Origin of the sequence: Microbacterium sp. cf046, assembly GCF_900114345.1 — a bacterium.
Classification (GTDB): domain Bacteria; phylum Actinomycetota; class Actinomycetes; order Actinomycetales; family Microbacteriaceae; genus Microbacterium.
In genome coordinates, this window is the sequence record NZ_FOZJ01000001.1 from 1,239,917 (window position 1) to 1,258,747 (window position 18,831).

General features: G+C 69.2%; 15 protein-coding genes. 9 read left to right on the forward strand and 6 right to left on the reverse strand.

Translation table 11 applies throughout. From position 1 onward, the window contains the following. Positions 1-134: 134 nt before the first annotated feature. Entirely contained in the window at positions 135-1,787 is a 1,653-nt protein-coding gene (locus BM349_RS05625; protein ID WP_091704204.1) for a thiamine pyrophosphate-binding protein, read from the reverse strand. Positions 1,788-1,955: 168 nt separating this feature from the next. Between BM349_RS05625 and BM349_RS05630 the strand changes: the two genes are divergently transcribed. After that, positions 1,956-2,255: a hypothetical protein gene (locus tag BM349_RS05630; RefSeq protein ID WP_091704207.1), complete on the forward strand. Its 300-nt coding sequence runs from the start codon at positions 1,956-1,958 to the stop codon at positions 2,253-2,255. Here BM349_RS05630 and BM349_RS05635 read toward each other — a convergent pair. After that, positions 2,252-2,959: an IclR family transcriptional regulator gene (locus tag BM349_RS05635; RefSeq protein WP_091705022.1), complete on the reverse strand. Its 708-nt coding sequence runs from the start codon at positions 2,957-2,959 to the stop codon at positions 2,252-2,254. The genes BM349_RS05630 and BM349_RS05635 overlap by 4 nt on opposite strands. A gap of 147 nt (positions 2,960-3,106) precedes the next feature. Between BM349_RS05635 and BM349_RS05640 the strand changes: the two genes are divergently transcribed. The 4 genes from BM349_RS05640 (at position 3,107) to BM349_RS05655 (ending at position 8,823) form a co-directional block, all read left to right on the forward strand. Next, positions 3,107-5,032, forward strand: coding sequence for an FAD-dependent monooxygenase (locus BM349_RS05640; protein ID WP_091704210.1), 1,926 nt, complete (start codon positions 3,107-3,109; stop codon positions 5,030-5,032). A gap of 133 nt (positions 5,033-5,165) precedes the next feature. Next, a complete protein-coding gene (locus tag BM349_RS05645; RefSeq protein ID WP_175525193.1) occupies positions 5,166-6,653 on the forward strand; it encodes an NAD-dependent succinate-semialdehyde dehydrogenase in 1,488 nt (495 codons plus the stop codon). A 48-nt stretch (positions 6,654-6,701) separates the two neighbouring features. Next, complete coding sequence (locus BM349_RS05650; RefSeq protein WP_254773740.1) at positions 6,702-7,781, forward strand: winged helix DNA-binding domain-containing protein; 1,080 nt, start codon at positions 6,702-6,704, stop codon at positions 7,779-7,781. Positions 7,782-7,806: 25 nt separating this feature from the next. Then, positions 7,807-8,823, forward strand: a complete 1,017-nt coding sequence (locus BM349_RS05655; RefSeq protein WP_091704222.1) for a DUF4436 family protein — start codon at positions 7,807-7,809, stop codon at positions 8,821-8,823. A gap of 15 nt (positions 8,824-8,838) precedes the next feature. Here BM349_RS05655 and BM349_RS05660 read toward each other — a convergent pair whose 3' ends face one another. Next, positions 8,839-10,281 (reverse strand): helix-turn-helix transcriptional regulator, encoded by a 1,443-nt coding sequence (locus BM349_RS05660; RefSeq protein ID WP_091704225.1) that lies wholly within the window; start codon positions 10,279-10,281, stop codon positions 8,839-8,841. 116 nt (positions 10,282-10,397) lie between these two features. Between BM349_RS05660 and BM349_RS05665 the strand changes: the two genes are divergently transcribed. After that, positions 10,398-12,281 carry a phosphoenolpyruvate carboxykinase (GTP) gene (locus tag BM349_RS05665; protein WP_091705025.1) on the forward strand — a complete coding sequence of 628 codons (1,884 nt, stop codon included), beginning with the start codon at positions 10,398-10,400 and terminating at the stop codon, positions 12,279-12,281. 68 nt (positions 12,282-12,349) lie between these two features. Here the strand turns inward: BM349_RS05665 and BM349_RS05670 are convergent, their stop codons facing one another. Both BM349_RS05670 and BM349_RS05675 read right to left on the reverse strand, forming a co-directional pair. Continuing rightward, entirely contained in the window at positions 12,350-14,302 is a 1,953-nt protein-coding gene (locus BM349_RS05670; protein ID WP_091705030.1) for an ABC transporter ATP-binding protein, read from the reverse strand. Between the two features lie 26 nt (positions 14,303-14,328). Next, entirely contained in the window at positions 14,329-14,544 is a 216-nt protein-coding gene (locus BM349_RS05675) for a death domain-containing protein (protein ID WP_091705033.1), read from the reverse strand. Between the two features lie 134 nt (positions 14,545-14,678). On the opposite strand from BM349_RS05675, the gene BM349_RS05680 reads away from it, so the two are divergent. Genes BM349_RS05680 through BM349_RS05690 form a run of 3 tightly spaced genes read left to right on the forward strand, consistent with a single transcriptional unit; the run spans position 14,679 to position 17,331 of the window. Next, positions 14,679-15,620 carry an ABC transporter ATP-binding protein gene (locus BM349_RS05680; protein WP_091704228.1) on the forward strand — a complete coding sequence of 314 codons (942 nt, stop codon included), beginning with the start codon at positions 14,679-14,681 and terminating at the stop codon, positions 15,618-15,620. Next, complete coding sequence (locus BM349_RS05685) at positions 15,617-16,513, forward strand: ABC transporter permease (protein WP_254773741.1); 897 nt, start codon at positions 15,617-15,619, stop codon at positions 16,511-16,513. Before BM349_RS05680 ends, BM349_RS05685 begins: the two co-directional genes overlap by 4 nt. Next, the gene (locus tag BM349_RS05690; RefSeq protein WP_091704232.1) at positions 16,510-17,331 is read left to right on the forward strand and encodes an ABC transporter permease; all 822 of its coding nucleotides are present in this window, start codon (positions 16,510-16,512) and stop codon (positions 17,329-17,331) included. Before BM349_RS05685 ends, BM349_RS05690 begins: the two co-directional genes overlap by 4 nt. 13 nt (positions 17,332-17,344) lie before the next feature. On the opposite strand, the gene BM349_RS05695 is transcribed toward BM349_RS05690, so the two are convergent. Next, on the reverse strand, positions 17,345-18,820 hold the full coding sequence (locus tag BM349_RS05695; protein WP_091704235.1) for an MFS transporter: 1,476 nt from the start codon (positions 18,818-18,820) through the stop codon (positions 17,345-17,347). Positions 18,821-18,831 lie beyond the last annotated feature (11 nt).

Here is an 18,831-nt window from a genome sequence, read left to right on the forward strand (position 1 = left end):
TATCCGAAATCGTATATTATCCGGAATCCCGTGGGCAAGGCCTCGTCGGAAGCATGGTTCTCACCCGATGGATCGGTCTCCGAGTCCGCCGCGCCGCATCGCCGTGATCGATCCGCCCCGCTACACCCTCGCGGTCAGGAGTTCACGCGGATGATCTCCTCCTGGTACGGCGCGATCACCGAGCCGGAGATGCGCAGGTCCAGGAGCAGGAACGGGCGTTCGGCGGCGGGCGTGCCGGCCCACTCGGCGAGCCGGTCGAGGTCGGCGAGCGTGCGCACCACGACACCCTCCGCGCCGAAGCCCCGCGCGACGCCGGCGAAATCCACCTGCGGAATGAGCATCGGAGCCTCGGCGAGGCCCTTGAGGCCGTAGAGGTTCACCTCCGCGCCGTATGCCGCATCGTTCCAGACGACTGCGAGCCCCCGCCCGCCCGCCACGCGCACGGCCGACTCCAGGTCGGCGAGCGCCATGAGCCCGCCCCCGTCGCCGGAGGTGAGGACGATGGTGGAGTCGGGCTTGGCGAGCACAGCACCGGGAACGCTCGCGAAGCCGAGGCCGATCGACTGGAACGCAGTGCCGACCATCATCATCCGGTCGGGGGACGCGACCGGCCAGTACATGTTCGCCCAGCCGATGAAGTGCCCGCCGTCCGAGACCACCACGCGGTCCTCGGGCAGCAGTTCGGCGATCCGGGCCGCTGCGGAACGCGGGTCGAGACGCCCGTCGGCGGCGAAAGCGTCACCGGGTTCGTACGCGCGAGCGGATGCCGTGTCCACGCGTTCGCGCCACCCGCTCGGCGCTGGCCCCATCGACGCGAGTTCCTCGGCGATCGCGCGGGCGACGAGTGCGGCATCCCCCCGGATGTAGCCGCCCACATGCGGGTGAGTGGCCGCCGGGGCGAGATCGACCTGGATCACCCGTGCGCCGGGCGCGAAGAGGGCGCCGAATCGCATCGTGAACTGGTTCAGCGAGGCGCCGAACACGACCGCGACGTCGGCCTGCTCCACGAGCTCCATCGCCTCTTCGGCGCCGAACCCGCCGGTGACGCCGAGGTCGAACTCATCGCGGGGGAAGATGCCGCGTCCCAGGGCCGTCGACGCGGTGAGGGCGCCCGTCGCATCGGCGAGGTCGCCCAGTGCGGCGCCCGCACCCGCGATCCACGCGCCGCGGCCGGCGAGCAGGAAGGGGCGCTTCGCGCCCGCGAGTGCCGCTGCGGCATCGCGGATCGACTGGGCGGTGAACGGGCCGCGCGGGGCGACTGGGGCGGGCAGCCGCGGCTCGGGCGCCTCGGGCACCGGGCCGGCGTCGAGCGCGGCGACGTCGTACGGGATCGCGAGCACCGTCGGCACCCGGTAGGTGAGCGCATGCTCGATCGCGATCACCGTGGTGGCGGCGGCGTCCGCCCGCCCCACGGTGTAGGTGCGGGCGCCGACGGCCGACGCGAGGGCGATCTGGTCCACACCCCAGGGGCGCCGACCGGAGGTGGGCTCGTCGCCGACGACGAGCACGAGCGGCACGTGCGCCTGCACCGCCTCGGCGAGGGCGGTCAGGGTGTTCGTGAAGCCGGCGCCGTAGGTCGCGGTCGCCGCTGCGAGGCCGCCGCCCGCGCGATGGTACGCGTCCGCCGCGACCACCCCGCCCGCTTCGTGGCGGACGGCGGTGAACCCGACGTCGGTCGAGCGCTCGAGGGCATCGAGGAAGTAGGCGTTGCCGTTGCCCATGACCCCGAAGACGTGGTCGATGTGGCGGGCGAGGGCGGCGGCGACGTGCGCGGACACAGTGGGCATTTCGGCTCCAGAGACAGGGACGGACGGTGAGTTCCGTATGTGTCTCGCGCGCGGCGATGCGGGATGCCGTGGCGGTGTGCCCCTTTTTCGAGCACCGGCGGGTGCTCGCCCGCCGGACGGTTCGAGTATAGGCGGCAGCCTCTGCAGCCGCCGTGCCAAGCTGGTGCCGTGAAGACGATCCAGCTGCGCAGGTACACGCTCGTCGACGGCGAATACGACGCCTTCCTGGCCTGGTGGCAGGAGTGGATGCCGCGCGTGCGCTCAGGCGCCGGATTCACGATCGATTTCGCGTACGGCCTGCCCGAGACGAACGAGTTCATCTGGGCGGTCAGCGCCGAGGGCGATCAGGCCGCCTTCGTCGCCCGCGAGAGCGTGTACATGGAATCCGACGCGCGCGCCGAGGCGTTCGACGGCATCCCGCAGCGGATCGCCGTGTACAACGTCCGCTTCGTCGACGAGATCGCCTAGCCGCCGAGCGCGTCGCGGATCACCGCGGCCGAGCGCTGCAGCCGCAGGGCGATCTCGGCGGGCCCGTGGGCGCTCGCGACGTAGACCACCGCGATCGCGGAGGGCAGTCGACCCCGCAGCACGATGGGCACCGACACCGACCGCAGGCTCGGGATCACCTCGTCGTGGCTCGTCGCGAATCCGCGCGCGGCGGCCTCGCGGACCTCGCCGCGGAGGTGATCCGACACGTCCGCCGGCCATTCGCCCGCGGGGAGCACGGAGAGGATGGCCTTGCCGGGCGCGCCGATCGTGACCGGATGCCGCGTCCCCGGCCGCTGCGCCACCGAGGCGACGGCATGCCGCGGCTCGACGCTCACGAGCGTCACGCACTCGTCGTGATCGAGCACGACGAGGAAGCACGTCGTGCCGAGGTCGTTCGCGACGGCGGTGAGTTCGGGGAGAGCCTCGGCCTGCAGGTCGTGCGCCACACCGGCGGCCAGCGCCGCCATCCGTGCCCCGAGCTGAATCCGCCCGGCGCCGTCACGCGTGAGCAGACCGTGATCTTCGAGCGTGCGAAGCAGCCGGTACGCCACCGACCGGTGCACGCCCAGGCGCCTGCCGATCTCATCGATCGAGAGCGGCTCACGGGCGTCGGCGAGGATCTCGAGGATCCGGATGCCGCGACTGAGCGTCTGCGAGGCCGGGGTGGAACCGGCATCCGTCATCGTCATCCGCCACCCCTTGTGTCCGTCTCACCGGAACGTCTACGATCTGTTCAGTAGTAGAACTTCGTGTTCGAATATAGAACGGCATCCCTTTCGACGCAAGCACCGTCAACGCGGACCGGGACAACGCCGTCCGAGGAGGACCACATGCAGTTCCACCACCACGGATACGTCTCGGGCGAGCCCCGCGTGCAGGACGCGGCGGGGACCGGCATCGATCGTCGGTCCGAGCTTCCCGATGAGATGGATGTGCTGATCGTCGGATCCGGCCCGGCAGGCATGCTGCTCTCTGCCCAGATGGCGCAGTTCCCCGGCGTCACGACGCGCATCATCGAGCGCCGCGACGGCCGACTGGTGCTCGGGCAGGCCGACGGCATCCAGCCGCGCAGCGTCGAGACCTTCCAGGCGTTCGGATTCGCCGAGCGCATCATGGCCGAGGCGTACAACATCGCGTACATGAACTTCTGGGGGCCCGACCCGGAGAACCCCCGGAACATCGTGCGAACGGCGCGCACCGAGGACTACGCGTTCAAGATCAGCGAGTTCCCCCACCTGATCGTCAATCAGGCGCGCGTGCTCGACTACTTCGCCGAGGCCGCCGCGCACGGACCGGGTCGGATCGTCCCCGACTACGGCATCGAGTTCGTCGATCTCAAAGTCCACGACGACGGGGAGTTCCCCGTCGAGGTGCGGGTGCGCCACACCGCGGGGGAGCGCATCGGCCAGGAGCGAACGGTGCGCGCGAAGTACGTCGCCGGGTGCGACGGCGCGCGCAGCGGCGTGCGCGAGGCGATCGGCCGGAAGCACCTCGGCGGCGCATCCGCACACGCGTGGGGCGTTATGGACGTGCTGGTGAACACCGACTTCCCCGACTGGCGCACCAAGTGCGCGATCAACTCCGAGGCGGGCAACATCCTGCACATCCCACGGGAGGGCGGATACCTGAGCCGGATGTACATCGATCTCGGCGAGGTCGCCCAGAACGATGATCACCGGGTGCGTCAGACGCCGATCGAGGAGATCATCCGGAAGGCGAACGACATCCTGCACCCGTACTCGCTGGATGTGAAGCAGGTGGCCTGGCACAGCGTGTACGAGGTCGGCCACCGGGTCACCGACAAGTTCGACGACGTGCCGCTGGGCGAGGAGCGGGCGCCGCGCGTCTTCCTCACCGGCGATGCGTGTCACACGCACAGCGCGAAGGCGGGCCAGGGGATGAACGTCTCGATGCAGGACGGATTCAACCTCGGCTGGAAGCTCGGACACGTCCTGAGCGGTCTGAGCCCCGAGTCGCTGCTGGCGACATACTCGGCCGAGCGCCAGCCGGTCGCGCAGCAGCTGATCGACTTCGACCGCGAGTGGTCGACGCTCATGGCGCGCAAGCCGGAGGAGATCTCCGATCCGCAGGATCTGGCCACGTACTATCTGGCGACCGCGGAGTTCCCGTCCGGTTTCATGACGCAGTACGGCCCCTCGAGCGTCATCGCGGACGACTCGGATCAGGCGCTCGCGGCAGGATTCCCCATCGGAAAGCGGTTCAAGTCGGTCGAGGTCGTGCGCGTGTGCGACGGCAACGTGGTGCATCTCGGTCACCACGCCAAGGCCGACGGGCGCTGGCGCGTCTATGCGTTCGCAGACACCGCGGCCACCGCATCCGCGACGGAGGTCGGGCGCTCCGCACTGGAGGACTGGGCGGCGTGGATGGCTTCGCCTGACTCCCCGATCGCCCGGCACACGCCGGCGGGGGCGGACATCGATGCGGTGTTCGACGTGAAGGCGATCTACCAGCAGCCCTTCGAAGAGATCGACATCACGCGCGTCCCCGGTCTCTTCACGCCGCGAACGGGCCCGCTCGAACTCACGGACTGGGAGAAGGTCTACACGGCAGCGCCCAGCGCTTGGACCAGCGCCGACATCTTCGCCGAGCGTGAGCTCTCGCGCGACGGCGTCGTGGTCGTGGTGCGGCCGGATCAGTACGTGGCCGCCGTGCTTCCGCTCACCGCCACCGCCGACCTTGCGGCATTCTTCGAGCGCAACCTGCTGCCCCGGGGGGTGCCCGCGGCGACGCGGTGACCGTCCCTGACGAACACTCGCACCCAGGCGGCTGTACACCGCGTACATCGCGCTCGGAGTCCAGCGCGACCAGAATGAACCACGAGCCGCCGATACCGGATGCCGCTGCATCCGCTCGAACGAGGAGTCCCCGATGACGGACCTAACTGTGACAGTCGACCGTGAGACCGAGTTGCTGGCGCGGGTGCCGGACAAGCTGTTCATCGGAGGCGAATGGCGCTCCGCGACCGACGACAAGCAGCTGCGCGTCTTCGACCCGGCGACCGGCCAGGTCGTCAAGCGGATCGCGGACGCGTCGCCCGTCGACGGCAAGGCCGCGATGGATGCCGCCGCCGAGGCGTTCCCGGCATGGGCGGCGACCCCGGCACGGGAGCGGGCCGAGCTGCTGCGCCGCGCCTTCGACCTGCTGCAGGAGCGGAAGGAGGACTTCGCCCTGCTGATGACGATCGAGATGGGCAAGCCGCTGGCCGAGGCGCGCGGGGAGGTCGCGTACGGCGGCGAGTTCCTGCGGTGGTTCAGTGAGGAGACGGCGCGCATCCAGGGCCGGTACGGCGCGAACCCCGAAGGCACCGGACGCATGATCGTCTCGCAGCATCCGGTCGGGCCGTGCTTCCTGATCACTCCGTGGAACTTCCCGCTCGCAATGGCGACCCGCAAGATCGCGCCCGCGCTCGCGGCAGGCTGCACGGTCGTGATCAAGCCGGCCGAGCTCACCCCTCTGACGACCCTCTACTTCGCGAAGCTGCTCGAGGATGCGGGCCTGCCCAAGGGCGTCGTCAACGTGTTCACGACATCGACCTCGGGCGCCGTCTCGGAGCCGATCATCCGTGACCCGCGTCTGCGCAAGCTGTCGTTCACCGGTTCGACGCAGGTCGGTCAGCGCCTCCTCGAGCAGGCGTCGCACGGCGTCCTGCGCACGTCGATGGAACTCGGGGGCAACGCGCCGTTCGTCGTCTTCGACGATGCCGATCTCGACAAGGCCGTCGACGGCGCGATCCTCGCGAAGTTCCGGAACATCGGACAGGCCTGCACCGCCGCGAACCGGTTCATCGTGCACCGTGACGTCGCGGACGAGTTCGCGCGGCGTGTGACCGAGCGGGTCGCCGCGTTCAAGATCGGCCGCGGCACCGAGGACGGGGTCATCATCGGCCCCCTCATCAACCAGGATGCGGTCGACAAGGCGCGTTCACTCGTCGACGACGCGGTGTCGCGCGGAGCGCAGGTGCGCACCGGCGGCCACGAGATCGACGGCGCAGGCACCTTCTACGAACCCACCGTGGTCATCGACGTGCAGCCGGGGAGCGACATCCTCCGCGAAGAGATCTTCGGGCCGGTGCTCGCGATCATCCCGTTCGATGACGAGGACGACGCCGTGCGCATCGCGAACGACACCGAGTACGGCCTCGTGTCCTACGTGTTCACCGAGAGCCTCTCGCGCGGACAGCGCATGATCGACAAGCTCGAGACGGGCATGATGGGGCTCAACGTGGGCGTCGTCTCGAACGCGGCGGCGCCGTTCGGTGGCTGGAAGATGTCCGGCCTCGGCCGCGAGGGTGGCGCCGAAGGCATTCACGAGTACCTGCAGACCAAGTACACACTCACGGCGAACCCGTACGCGTAGGCCGATTCGCGGACGCTCGCTGTCCGCGATGCGCGCGAGAATGTGGCTGTGAACACGTCACGGATGCTCGAGCGCCGCTTGCGCTCGCACCGCCTGTCGGCACCGGCGCCGACGATCGCCGCGGCTGCCGAGCACATGCTCGCGACGCAGGGCCAGGAGTTCTGGGGCGGACGGTGGGCGCTCGCCGCCCGGACCAAGGGCGACCCGAGCGTCCGAGACGTCGACGCCGTATTCGACGGGGGTCAGATCGTCCGCTCGTGGACGATGCGGGGGACGATCCACGTGATCCCCGCGCGCGATCTGGGCTGGGTGCTGTCACTGACGGGTGAGCGGCAATCACGCGCGGCCGCAGGGGTTCATCGCGCCGAGGGGATCGACGGTGACGAGCTGGGCAGGGCGGAGCGGCTGGCGATGGCCGCTCTCGCAGGCGGCGACCGTCTCACGCGGAAGGAGCTGTTCGCCGCATTCGAACGCGGCGGCGTCTCGACTGCGGGCCAGCGCGGGTACCACCTCCTCGTCGCGCTGTCCGTGCGGAATCTGGTGTGCCAGGGCCCGGTCGTGCCCCGGGAGGCCGGCCCCAGCCGCGAGCAGTACATCGTGCGATCCGACGAATGGCTGCGCGAGCCGTCATGGCCGGCCGACCCGCTCGCCGAGTTCTTCGCGCGCTACATCGCCTCGCACGGTCCGGCGGGCGTCCGCGACTTCTCGTGGTGGTCGGGGCTGCCGCTCGGGGTGTGCCGGGCCGCCGCGGAGGCGGCATCCGATCGCCTGTCCGTGGTCGCCGACGACGGCGATCGGCTCTACGTCGCGGCCGGACCTAGCCCGCGCACAAGCGCGGGCGCGCACGAGGTGATCGCACTGCCCCCGTTCGAGGAGTACTACCTGTCGTACGCCGACCGCGCCGTGCCGTGCGCCCCGGAGTTCCTCGCGCACGTCGGACCGAGCATGAACGGCATCGTGCGGCCGATCCTGATCGCCCGAGGCGAGGTCGTGGGGGTGTGGACGCACTCGCTCGCGGTCGGGCGGCATTCGGAGGCGCCCCTGCCCGAGCTGTTCGCGCCCGAGTCGGCGACGGATGCCGAGGTGGGTGCGGCCCTGGACCGCTACCGCGCCTTCATCACCGCGTGAGCGCGCGCGTGGCACACTGTGACCCGTGACGAGTGAATCCGCGCCGAGCCGACCTGCGCATCACCGCGGGCGGACGCTCGGGATCGTCCTGATCGTCGCGCTCGTGCTCGTGTACGTCGTCGTCGTCGCCCTCTATGCGGTCAATGAGCGGTTCGCCAACATCGAGGGATGCACGCAGGAGCCGCCCTCCGATGCGATCCTGCTCTCGATCACGCCCGAATCAGTCAACGCCGCGGGCGATCGGATCGTCGCGAATCTCACGGTCCTGTCGTTCGGGCCCCTCGGCTCCGCGGAGACGAGCCTGCTCAGCGAGCCGCTGACGATCCTGGTGAGCGACACCGACGGTCCGCGTTCGTTCACGATCGCGCAGGACGAGATCCCGTCGCCTCAGTCGCTCAGCTTCATCACCGACGGCTACGTCGAGCGCTGGCCTTTCGACTCGCACAGCGTGGACGTCGCAATCGTCCCCCTCCAGGGCGTCGGCGACGACATGACCGCGATCCCCGCACTGCTGTGCGGCTCGGCGCACGTTCCCGGTTGGACGTTCTCGTCCGAGGAGATACCCGGCACCGACGAGGTCGTGGTCGACGGCGAGCCGGTCACGCAGATCCGGGTCACCGCGACGCGATCCGTCGCGACCGTCGCGTTCGGGATCGTGATCCTCGGGCTCATGGCGGTGCTGCCGGTGCTCGGGCTGACGGTCGCGATCGTCGCATATCGCGGCATCCGCAAAGTCGAGGCGACGCTCATGAGCTGGATGGCAGCGATGCTCTTCGCGACGATTCCGCTGCGCACGTTCCTGCCCGGATCGCCGCCGATCGGCTCGTGGGTGGACTATCTCGTCGTGCTCTGGGTGGTCGCCGGACTCGTGCTCGGCCTCGTCATCTACGTCATGGCGTGGCTGCGATGGGGGACCCGCGGCGAGCGTGCCGCCCCGGACGGCTCGATCGCCGTCGCGGCGGTGGCAGTGGGCTCGACGGCGACGGCGGTGCCCGGCTCCGACTCGGACACCTCCGACGCGTCCGGCGCGGACGGCCCCTAGCGCTCCGGCGTCGGCTCAGCCCTGGGCGTGCCGGTCGAGGAACGCGTAGACCTCGTTGTCGTCGACCCCGGGGAAGGCGCCACGGGGCAGCGGCGAGAACATCTGCATGTGCACCCGCGCGCTCGGCCACGCCTTGCCCTGCCAGCGATCCCTGACCTCCGCGGGCGGTCGGCGGCAGCACGATTCGTCGGGGCACGTCGAGACCGCCCGCTTCTGCGTCTCCCGCCCGCGGAACCACTTCGCATCGTCGAAGGGCACGCCCACGGTGATCGAGAACTCGCCGTCGGCGGTGGACCCGGTCTGCGTCGAGCACCAGAACGTGCCAACCGGGGTGTCGGTGTACTGGTGGTGCTCGGTCGTGCGGTTCTGCTCGGAGAACGCCGAGCGCGCCGACCACTTGCGGCAGAGGATCTGGCCCTCGACCGATCCGGTGACATCGTGCGGCAGCGGCAGGTCGTCGTTCTCGTAGACGCGCGAGATCGCGCCGGCGCCGTCGGCGCGCAGGAAGTGCAGCCGGATGCCGAGATGCTTGGTGAGCAGATTGGTCATGCGCATCCCGGCCGCCTCATGGGTCACCCCGAACGCATCTCGGAAGTCCTCCACGGCGAGGTTGCGGTCGCGCTTGGCCTGAGTGAGGAAGGCGACCGAGGCCGCTTCGGGCATGAGCGCGCACGCCGCGAAGTAGTTGATCTCGAGCCGCTGCTCGAGGAAGTCGGCGTAGTCGGTCGGACGCTGATGCCCGAGGAGCCGATGCGCCATCGCCTGGAGCGCCATCGAGCGCAGGCCGTGACCGCCGGGGATCGACGCGGGCGGCAGGTAGATCCGACCGTGCTCGAGATCGGTGACCGAGCGCGCGGAGTGCGGCAGGTCGCTCACGTAGAGCAGCTCGAAGCCGAGCTGCTCGGCCATGATGCTCACCGTGCGGTGGGTGAGCGCGCCTGAGACGTGCCCGGCGGCCTTGAGCTGCTTCTCGGCCAGTTGCTCGATCTCGCCGAGGTAGTTGTCGCCGTCGCGCATGCGCAGCCGCAGCTCGGTGTTCGCACGGCGCGCCTCTTCGGGCGTCGCGATCGCCTCGCGCTCGCGGCGCTGCAGTTCGCGGTGCAGGCCGAGCACCGACTCGATCGTCTCGTCCGGGATGCCCTTGGTGACCCGCACCGCCGGGATGCCCAGCTGCCGGAAGATCGAGCTGGACTGGGCGCGTTCAAGCTCGATCTCGAGGGCCGCGCGGCGGTTGGGCGGTTCCGGGGAGAGCAGGTCGGTGACCTCGACGCCGGTGGCGCTCGCGATCGACTGCAGGAGCGACAGCTTGGGCTCGCGCTTGCCGTTCTCGATCAGGCTCAGCTGGCTCCCCGCGACGCCGACGAGCTCGCCGAGCTCGTCGAGGGTGAGGCCCTGAGAGACCCGCTGGTGACGGATGCGGTGGCCCAGGGTGGACAGTTCGAGGGAGGTCGGCGGCATTCCTTGAGCATAGCGAAAGAAACGCACTTCTTGATTCGGCATCCTTCCAAAACTTCACGAAATACCTCGCATAGTGGAGGAAGAACACCGATCTGATCGATCGAGGAGGAGTGATCATGGCCCTTGCCGACATCTTCACGCGACCCGCACCCCGCGACGCCCACCGGCTGACGCCGACGACGGGGGAGTTCGGACGACGCCCGGCGATGGACGGTGACGGACTGACCTCGCTGATCGCGTGGGTCGACCAGATCGCCGCGCTGACCCAGCCCGAGCGGGTCCACTGGGTGGACGGCTCGCGCGCCGAGAACGACGCGCTGCTGCGGGCGATGGTCGACGACGGCAAGATCATCAAGCTCAACCCCGAGTGGCGCCCCGGTTCGTACCTCGCCCGCTCCCACCCGAGCGATGTCGCCCGCACCGAAGGGCGCACGTTCATCGCGTCGGAGCTCGAGGAGGATGCCGGTCCGACCAACAACTGGATCGCCCCCGCCGAGATCCGCGCCACGATCACCCCGCTGTTCGAGGGCAGCATGCGCGGACGCACGATGTACGTCGTCCCGTTCTCGATGGGTCCGGTCGGCGGCCCGCTCTCGCACATCGGCGTGCAGGTCACCGACAGCCCCTACGCAGTCACTTCGATCGGCATCATGACGCGCGTCGGCACGGATGTGCTCCGCCAGATCGCCGCGGGCGCTCCGTGGGTCAAGACGGTCCACTCGGTCGGCGCGCCGCTGCAGCCGGGCGAGCAGGATGTCGCGTGGCCCTGCAACGACGAGAAGTACATCGTGCACTTCCCCGACACGCTCGAGGTCTGGTCCTTCGGCTCCGGATACGGCGGCAACGCGATCCTCGCGAAGAAGTGCTTCGCGCTCCGCATCGCCTCCGTGATCGGACGCGATGAGGGCTGGCTCGCCGAGCACATGCTGCTGATCCGCGTGATCGACCCGACGGGCCGCGCGTTCCACGTCGCCGCCGCGTTCCCGTCCGCGTGCGGCAAGACCAACCTCGCCATGCTCCGCCCCTCGATCCCCGGCTGGCGCGTCGAGACGCTCGGCGACGACATCGCCTGGCTGCGCCCCGGCGACGACGGGCGACTGTGGGCGATCAACCCCGAGGCCGGCTTCTTCGGCGTGGCCCCGGGCACCGGCGAGTCCACCAACGTCACCGCGGTCGAGACGCTGTGGGGCAACACGATCTTCACGAACGTCGCACTCCGTCCGGACGGCGACGTCTGGTGGGAGGGTCTGACCGACGAGGCTCCGGCGAACCTGACCGACTGGGAGGGCAACCCCTGGACGCCCGATTCCGGTCGCCCTGCCGCCCACCCGAACTCGCGCTTCACCGTCAGCGCCGGCCAGTGCCCGCAGATCGCGGGGGATTGGGAGGCGCCGGAAGGCGTGCCGCTGGATGCGATCCTGTTCGGCGGCCGTCGCGCCACGAACGTGCCGCTCGTGGTGGAGGCCACGGACTGGACGCACGGCGTGTTCATGGGCTCGAACATCTCGTCCGAGCGCACCGCCGCCGCCGAGGGCACCGTCGGCGAGCTGCGCCGCGACCCGTTCGCGATGCTCCCGTTCTGCGGGTACAACATGGCCGACTACTTCGGTCACTGGCTCAAGGTCGGCCAGAAGCTCCGCTTCGATCGCGCCCCCCGCATCTTCCAGGTGAACTGGTTCCGCAAGGGTTCCGACGGCCGGTTCCTGTGGCCCGGCTTCGGCGACAACGCCCGCGTGATCGACTGGATCATCCGCCGCATCGACGGGTCGGTTCCCGCGGTCGACAGCCCGATCGGCCGACTGCCGCGCACCGAGGACCTCAACCTCGACGGCATCGACGTCCCGCAGGACGATCTGGACGAGCTGTTCTCGATCGACCGTGACTCGTGGCTGCGCGAGGCCGACCTCACCGAGGAGTTCTACGCGACCTTCGACGGACGCGTCCCCGCGCCGCTCCAGGCCGAGCTGTCAGCCCTGCGCTACCGCCTGCAGCGCTCCTGAAACGCCGTTCGGGATCACGTCCCGGTCGTTGAGCGAGGGAGCGCAGCGACCGAGACGAAACGCCCGACTCAGACCAGCAGCTGGTGTTTCGCGAGGTCGCGGTACAGCGGCGTCGAGGCGACCAGTTCGGAGTGCGTGCCCTGACCGACCACACGGCCGTGGTCGAGCACCACGATCCGGTCGCTGTCGACCACGGTCGACAGGCGGTGCGCGATCACGATCAGCGTGCGGTCTGCGGCGACCGCATCGATGGCCTCGCGCATCCGCTGTTCGTTGACACCGTCCAGTGACGACGTCGATTCGTCCAGCAGCAGGATCGGCGGCGCAGCCAGCAGAGCCCGCGCGATCGCGAGGCGCTGACGCTCACCGCCCGAGAGCATGACGCCGTCCTCGCCCACCGGCGCCTGCAGCCCGAGCGGGTTGCGCTCGAGCACCTCGGTGAGGTTCACGGCGTGCAGAACACGCTCGCAGTCGGCGTCGGTCGCCTCGGGCGATCCGAGTCGGAGATTGTCCGCGAGCGTACCGGCGAGCGTCGGTGCATCCTGCTCGACATAGCCGAACTGCGCACGCAGATCCACCCGGGAGAGGGCGCGGATGTCGCGCCCGTCGAGCTCGATCGCGCCCGCCGTCGGGTCGTAGAACCGCTCGATGAGGGAGAGCACGGTGCTCTTTCCCGCGCCGCTCGGACCGACGAGTGCGACACGAGCGCCGCGTGGAACGTCGAAGGACACACCGCGGAGCACATCGCGATCGGCTTCCGCCACATCGCCGGCCGTCGCGGCGCGCTCGAGGTGGATCTGCTCCAGCACGGCCCTCGCCTCGGCCTCTGCCGCCTCGCGGGCGGCCACCACGGCCTCCGGGTAGCGGAACCGCACGTCGCGGAATGCGATCGCGGGGGCGTCGGTCGGGGCCTGAGCCGATCGCCCGGGTCCGCCTGCCGTTCGCAGGGTCCCCGCGACCGCCGCGTCGCCCTGCTCCTCGGTCGGCAGATCCAGCACCTCCTGGATGCGGCCCAACGCGCCGAGCGCCTGGTTGACGGACGTGATCGCCCCGAACGTCGAGCCGAGCGGAGCGATCATCATGAACAGGAACATGATGAACGTCACGAGCGATGCGATCGTGATCGCACCCGACGCGACGCGGAATCCGCCGACGCCGAGCACGACCAGGAGCGAGACCTGCAGGGCGATGCCCGCGACCGGGACCACGAGCGCGGAGACCTTCGCGATGCGGACGCCCACCGTGTACGCGTCAGTGGCGAGGGTCGTCACCGATGCGACCTCGCGCTCGGTCGCCCCCGCGGCGCGGACCGTGCGGATGGACCCGACGGCGCGTTCGACGCCCGAGGCGAGCTCGCCGACCTTGACCTGCTGATCGGTCGAGGCCGTGCGGATGCGGCCGCTGAGCAGCACGACCACCACGACCGAGACCCCGATCACGACGATGATCAGCGCGAGCAGGATCGGATCGATGATCGCCATCGCGACGAGCGCTCCGACGAAGATGAGCGCGTTGCCGACGGCATCCGCAAGACCCTGCGTGAGCACCGCGTACAGCAGCGTCGTGTCCGTGCCGACGCGCGAGACGAGATCGCCCGTGCGCCGGGCGTCGAACTCGCTGATCGGCAGGTGGAGGATCCGTGCGATGAGCTTGCGACGGCTGGAGTAGACCACCGCAGTGCCGGTGCGCTGCAGCAGGAAGTGCTGGTAGCCCGAGATCACCGAGGATGCGACGACCAAGGCGATCAGCAGCCAGACGAGCGATCCGAGGGTCTCGCCGATTTGGACGCGCTCGATCACCTGACCCACCAGCAGCGGCTGGGCCAGCGTGGCGACGGCGCCGAGCACGCTCAGCACCGCGACGACCACGAGGGTGCGCTTGTGCTCGAAGATGAACGGCAGCAGCTGGCGGAAGGTCGCGCGAGGGCCTTCAGGGACTTTTCGGCGTCGGCGGCGGCCGGCCGGTGGCGCGGCTTCGGCGGGATCGGCGCTGGATTCGGAGAGGGTGCTGGATGCAGACACGCGGAGTACCTCGGTGTTGTCGGGGGTCACATACGACCGTACTTCTTGTGGACGGCCTGTCGGCTCACGCCCAAGGCCGAGGCGATCGCCTGCCACGAATGACCGAGGTTGCGGGCGCGGCGCACCTGCACCTCCTCGGCGCGGGCGAGCTCCCGGCGCACGTCGGCGAGGCGGTGCAACTCGGCGATCGGCGCCGGCTCGCCCACCGAGCCGACCAGTGTCCGGATCTCGTCTCCGCTCATGCGGGCCGCCTTTCGATCGACGGATGCCGCGGCCACGGCATCGGCGTCAACATTAGTTGACACTCGAGTCTTCGTCAACTTGGGTTGACAGATGCTCTCCTCGGGGTGTCCGGCGCCGCAGGTAGTGTTATCCGGTGCCCGCTCCCGTCATCTCCGCGTCGAACCTCGTGAAGGCCTACAAGGTCAAGGGCAAGCCCGACTTCCTGGCCGTCGACGGGCTGTCATTCGAGGTCGCGCCAGGGGAGTCGTTCGGCCTCCTCGGCCCGAACGGCGCGGGCAAGTCGACCACGATGAAGATGATCGGCGCGGTCTCGACGCGCACGAGCGGCGACCTGACGATCCTCGGGCTCGACCCTGATCAGTACGGCCCGGAGATCCGCTCACGCCTGGGCGTCGTGCCGCAGCAGGACAACCTCGACGGCGAGCTCAACGCCCGCGAGAACCTCTACATCTACGGCCGCTACTTCGGCCTGTCCGGCGCGGAGTGCTCGCGGAAGGCCGACGAGCTGCTCGCCTTCGCGGCACTCGAGGACAAGGCCAAGAGCAAGGTGGATCAGCTCTCCGGCGGAATGAAGCGCCGGCTCACGATCGCGCGCGGGCTCATCAACGACCCGCGCATCCTCCTGCTCGACGAGCCCACGACCGGCCTGGACCCGCAGGCCCGCCACGTGCTGTGGGATCGGCTGTTCCGGCTCAAGGAGCGCGGAACGACGCTCCTGCTCACCACGCACTACATGGATGAGGCCGAGCAGCTGTGCGATCGGCTCGTCGTGGTCGACAAGGGCAGGATCATGGCCGAGGGAACGCCGGCGTCGCTGATCCGCCAGCACTCCAGCCGCGAGGTGCTCGAGGTGCGCTTCGGCTCCGACCGCAACCAGCAGATCGAGCCGCAGCTGCAGGGCATCGGCGATCGCGTCGAGGTGCTGCCCGACCGCGTGCTGATCTACACCGAGAACGGCGAGCACGCCCTCGAGCGCGTGACCGAGCGCGGTCTCGAGCCGATCACCTCGCTGGTGCGCCGCTCGAGCCTCGAGGACGTGTTCCTGCGGCTGACCGGAAGGTCGCTGATCGAATGACAGCCGCGGACATGGACGACGAGCGGATGCCGGAGGCGGCGGCATCCGTGATCGCGCAGCCGTCGCTCGACGAGCTGCGTGCCGAAGCGCTCGAGTGGGGGCGCAAGCCGCGGGCGTTCGGCGCCTGGTATGTCACCGAGCACATGGTGCGCGCGATGCGCGCCTACGGCTGGACGATCATCGTCGGGGCTCTCGGGCAGCCGATCCTCTACCTGCTGGGACTCGCGGTCGGCCTGGCGGCGCTCATCGACGCCCCGGTGAGCGAAGGGGGCGTCGAGGTCTCGTATCTCGTCTTCGTCGCCCCAGCGCTTCTGATGACCTCGACGATCGCGGTCGCGAGCGAGGAGTTCACCTATCCGGTCATGGCCGGCTTCAAGTGGCGGCGGTACTTCTACGGCTTCAACGCGTCGCCGCTGGCCTCCCGTCAGATCGCCACGGGCGTGGTCTTCGGAGCGGCGGCGCGCATGGCGGTGGTGGCCGTCGCGTACACGGCGTTCCTGTACCTGTTCGGCGCGATCCCGGACGTCGCCACCGGATGGCTGTCGATCTTCATCGCGGTCCTCGCCGGCCTCGCCTTCGGTATTCCGCTGATGGCATACGCTGCGTCCATCGAAGACGACAAGGGTCAGTTCGCGCTCGTTCAGCGCTTCGTCTTCATGCCGATGTTCCTGTTCTCGGGCACGTTCTATCCGCTCGCGACGCTGCCGCTGTGGCTGCAATGGATCGGCTGGATCTCGCCGCTGTGGCACGCGACCGAGATCGGCCGGTGGCTCACCTACGGTCGTCCGATCGAGCCGGCGATGCTCGTCATCCACTTCGGGTACCTGATCGCGCTCACGGTCGTCGGCTACGTCCTGGGCAGGCGCATCTTCGAACGGCGGCTCGCCAAATGAGCGCCACCGCGGTCTCGGCTGCGCGTCGGGCGGGAGGCGTGCGCGCGCTCTGGGCAGGCAACCCGGGTGCGGTCGTCCAGCGCGGCCTGATCGCCGCGCGCTCCTCGAGCTGGATCGTCGTGCTCTCCGGGTTCTTCGAGCCGGTGTTCTACCTCCTGTCGATGGGGATCGGCCTGGGCGGCCTGATCGGCGACGTCGAGACGACCACAGGACTCGAGGTCTCCTACGCGGCATTCATCGCGCCGGCGCTGCTCGCCGTCTCGGCGATGAACGGTGCGATCTACGACTCGACGTGGAATGTGTTCTTCAGGCTGAACTACGGAAGGCTCTACGAGGGGATGCTGTCCACCTCGCTCGGGCCGCTGGATGTCGCCCTCGGCGAGATCCTCTACGCGCTGCTGCGCGGGTTGCTGTACGCCACCGGGTTCATGATCATCATGCAGATCGCCGGGCTCAACCTCGCGTGGACCGCGATCCTCGCCATCCCCGCAGTGCTGCTGATCGCGTTCGGGTTCGCAAGCCTCGGCATGGCCGTGACCAGCTACATGAAAGCGTTCCAGCAGATGGACTGGATCAACTTCGTACTGCTGCCGATGTTCCTGTTCTCCGCGACGCTGTATCCGATCACCGTGTACCCGGAGTTCATCCAGGTGCTGGTGAAGATCTTCCCGCTGTGGCACGGCGTGGAGCTCGTGCGCGGGCTGACCACCGGCGCCCTGTACTGGGGCATGCTCTGGCACGTCCTGTACTACGTCGTGATGATCGCAGTAGGGCTCGTCTTCACGACCAAGCGGCTGCGGGCGCTCTTCCTGGACTGAGGCATCGGCGCCGCTAGAGGGACGCCGTCTCGCCCAGCCCGAGGTTGTCGTCGTAGTCGATGTTCTTCGTCTCCGGCGCCAGCAGCAGCGCGATGAACGTGAGGACCGACATCGCCGAGAGGTAGATGCCGACCAGCCACGGGTTGCCGTCGCCGAGCTGCCACAGCCACACCGCGACGAGCGGCGCGAGCGCGGCGCCGAGGATCGACGACACGTTGTACGAGATCGCCGAGCCCGAGTAGCGCACGTTCGTCGGGAACAGCTCGGGGAGCACCGCGCCCATCGGCCCGAAGCTCGCACCCATGAGCATGAATCCGATCACCAGGAACGCCTGGGTGAGCGCACCGGTGAACTTCGGGTCGGCCTGCGGCAGCAGGAAGACGGTGAAGGTGAGGCCGAAGACGATGATCGCGCCCGTGACCCAGAGCAGCAGCCTGCGCCGCCCGATCCGGTCGGCGAGCGGCCCGGACAGCAGGGTGAAGATTCCGAAGAACACCACGCCGATGATCTGCATGACCACGAAGTCCGTGTAGCCGAAGCCGAGTCCCGGATAGAACTGCGCGGCGAAGGCCGTGGCGTCGAAGCTGCTGCCGTTCGCCTCGGCGGCGGCCTGTGCGGCCGCGGAGGCCGCCGCGAGATCGGCCGGCTTCGTTCCGTACGACAGGGTGAAGTTGGTCATCAGGTAGAACAGCACGTACGTCGCCAGCATGATGAAGGTGCCGAGGATGAGGTGCTTCCAGTGCAGGCGGATGACCGTGCCGAGGGGGAACCTGGTGAGCGCGCCCTTCTCCTCTGCCTTCACGAACGTCTCGGACTCGACGAGCCGCAGCCGCACCCACAGTCCGATGATGACCATCACGGCCGAGAACAGGAACGGCACGCGCCAGCCCCACTCCAGGAACGCCTGGGATCGCTGGCCGGTGCCGTCGGGGTGCGGGAGCAGCCAGTTGATCGCGAGGAACACCGTGTTGGCGATGATGAAGCCGAGCGGAGCACCGACCTGCGGGAACGTGCCGTACCACGCGCGTTTGCCGGCCGGTGCGTTCTCGGTGGCCACCAGCGCCGCGCCGGACCACTCGCCGCCGAGCGCGAAGCCCTGCGCGAGTCGCAGCACGAGCAGCATGAGCGCCGCCCACCAGCCGATCTGCTGGAAGGTGGGCAGGCACCCGATCAGGAAGGTCGCGATTCCCATCGTGAGCAGCGATGCGACCAGGGTCGCCTTCCGGCCGAACCGGTCGCCGAAATGGCCGAAGACGACCGCGCCGATCGGTCGCGCGATCATCGCCGCACCGAACACGGCGAACGACGCCAGCAGCGAAGTGGTGTCGTTGCCGGTCGGGAAGAACAGGATCGGGAAGACCAGGACGGCCGCCGTGGCGTACGCGTAGAAGTCGTAGAACTCGATCGTCGTCCCCACCAGGCTCGCGGTGATCACGCGTGATCGGGGATTGAGCGGAGCCGTCTCGGTGCTCGGGACGGTGGTTGCCATGATCTCTCCCA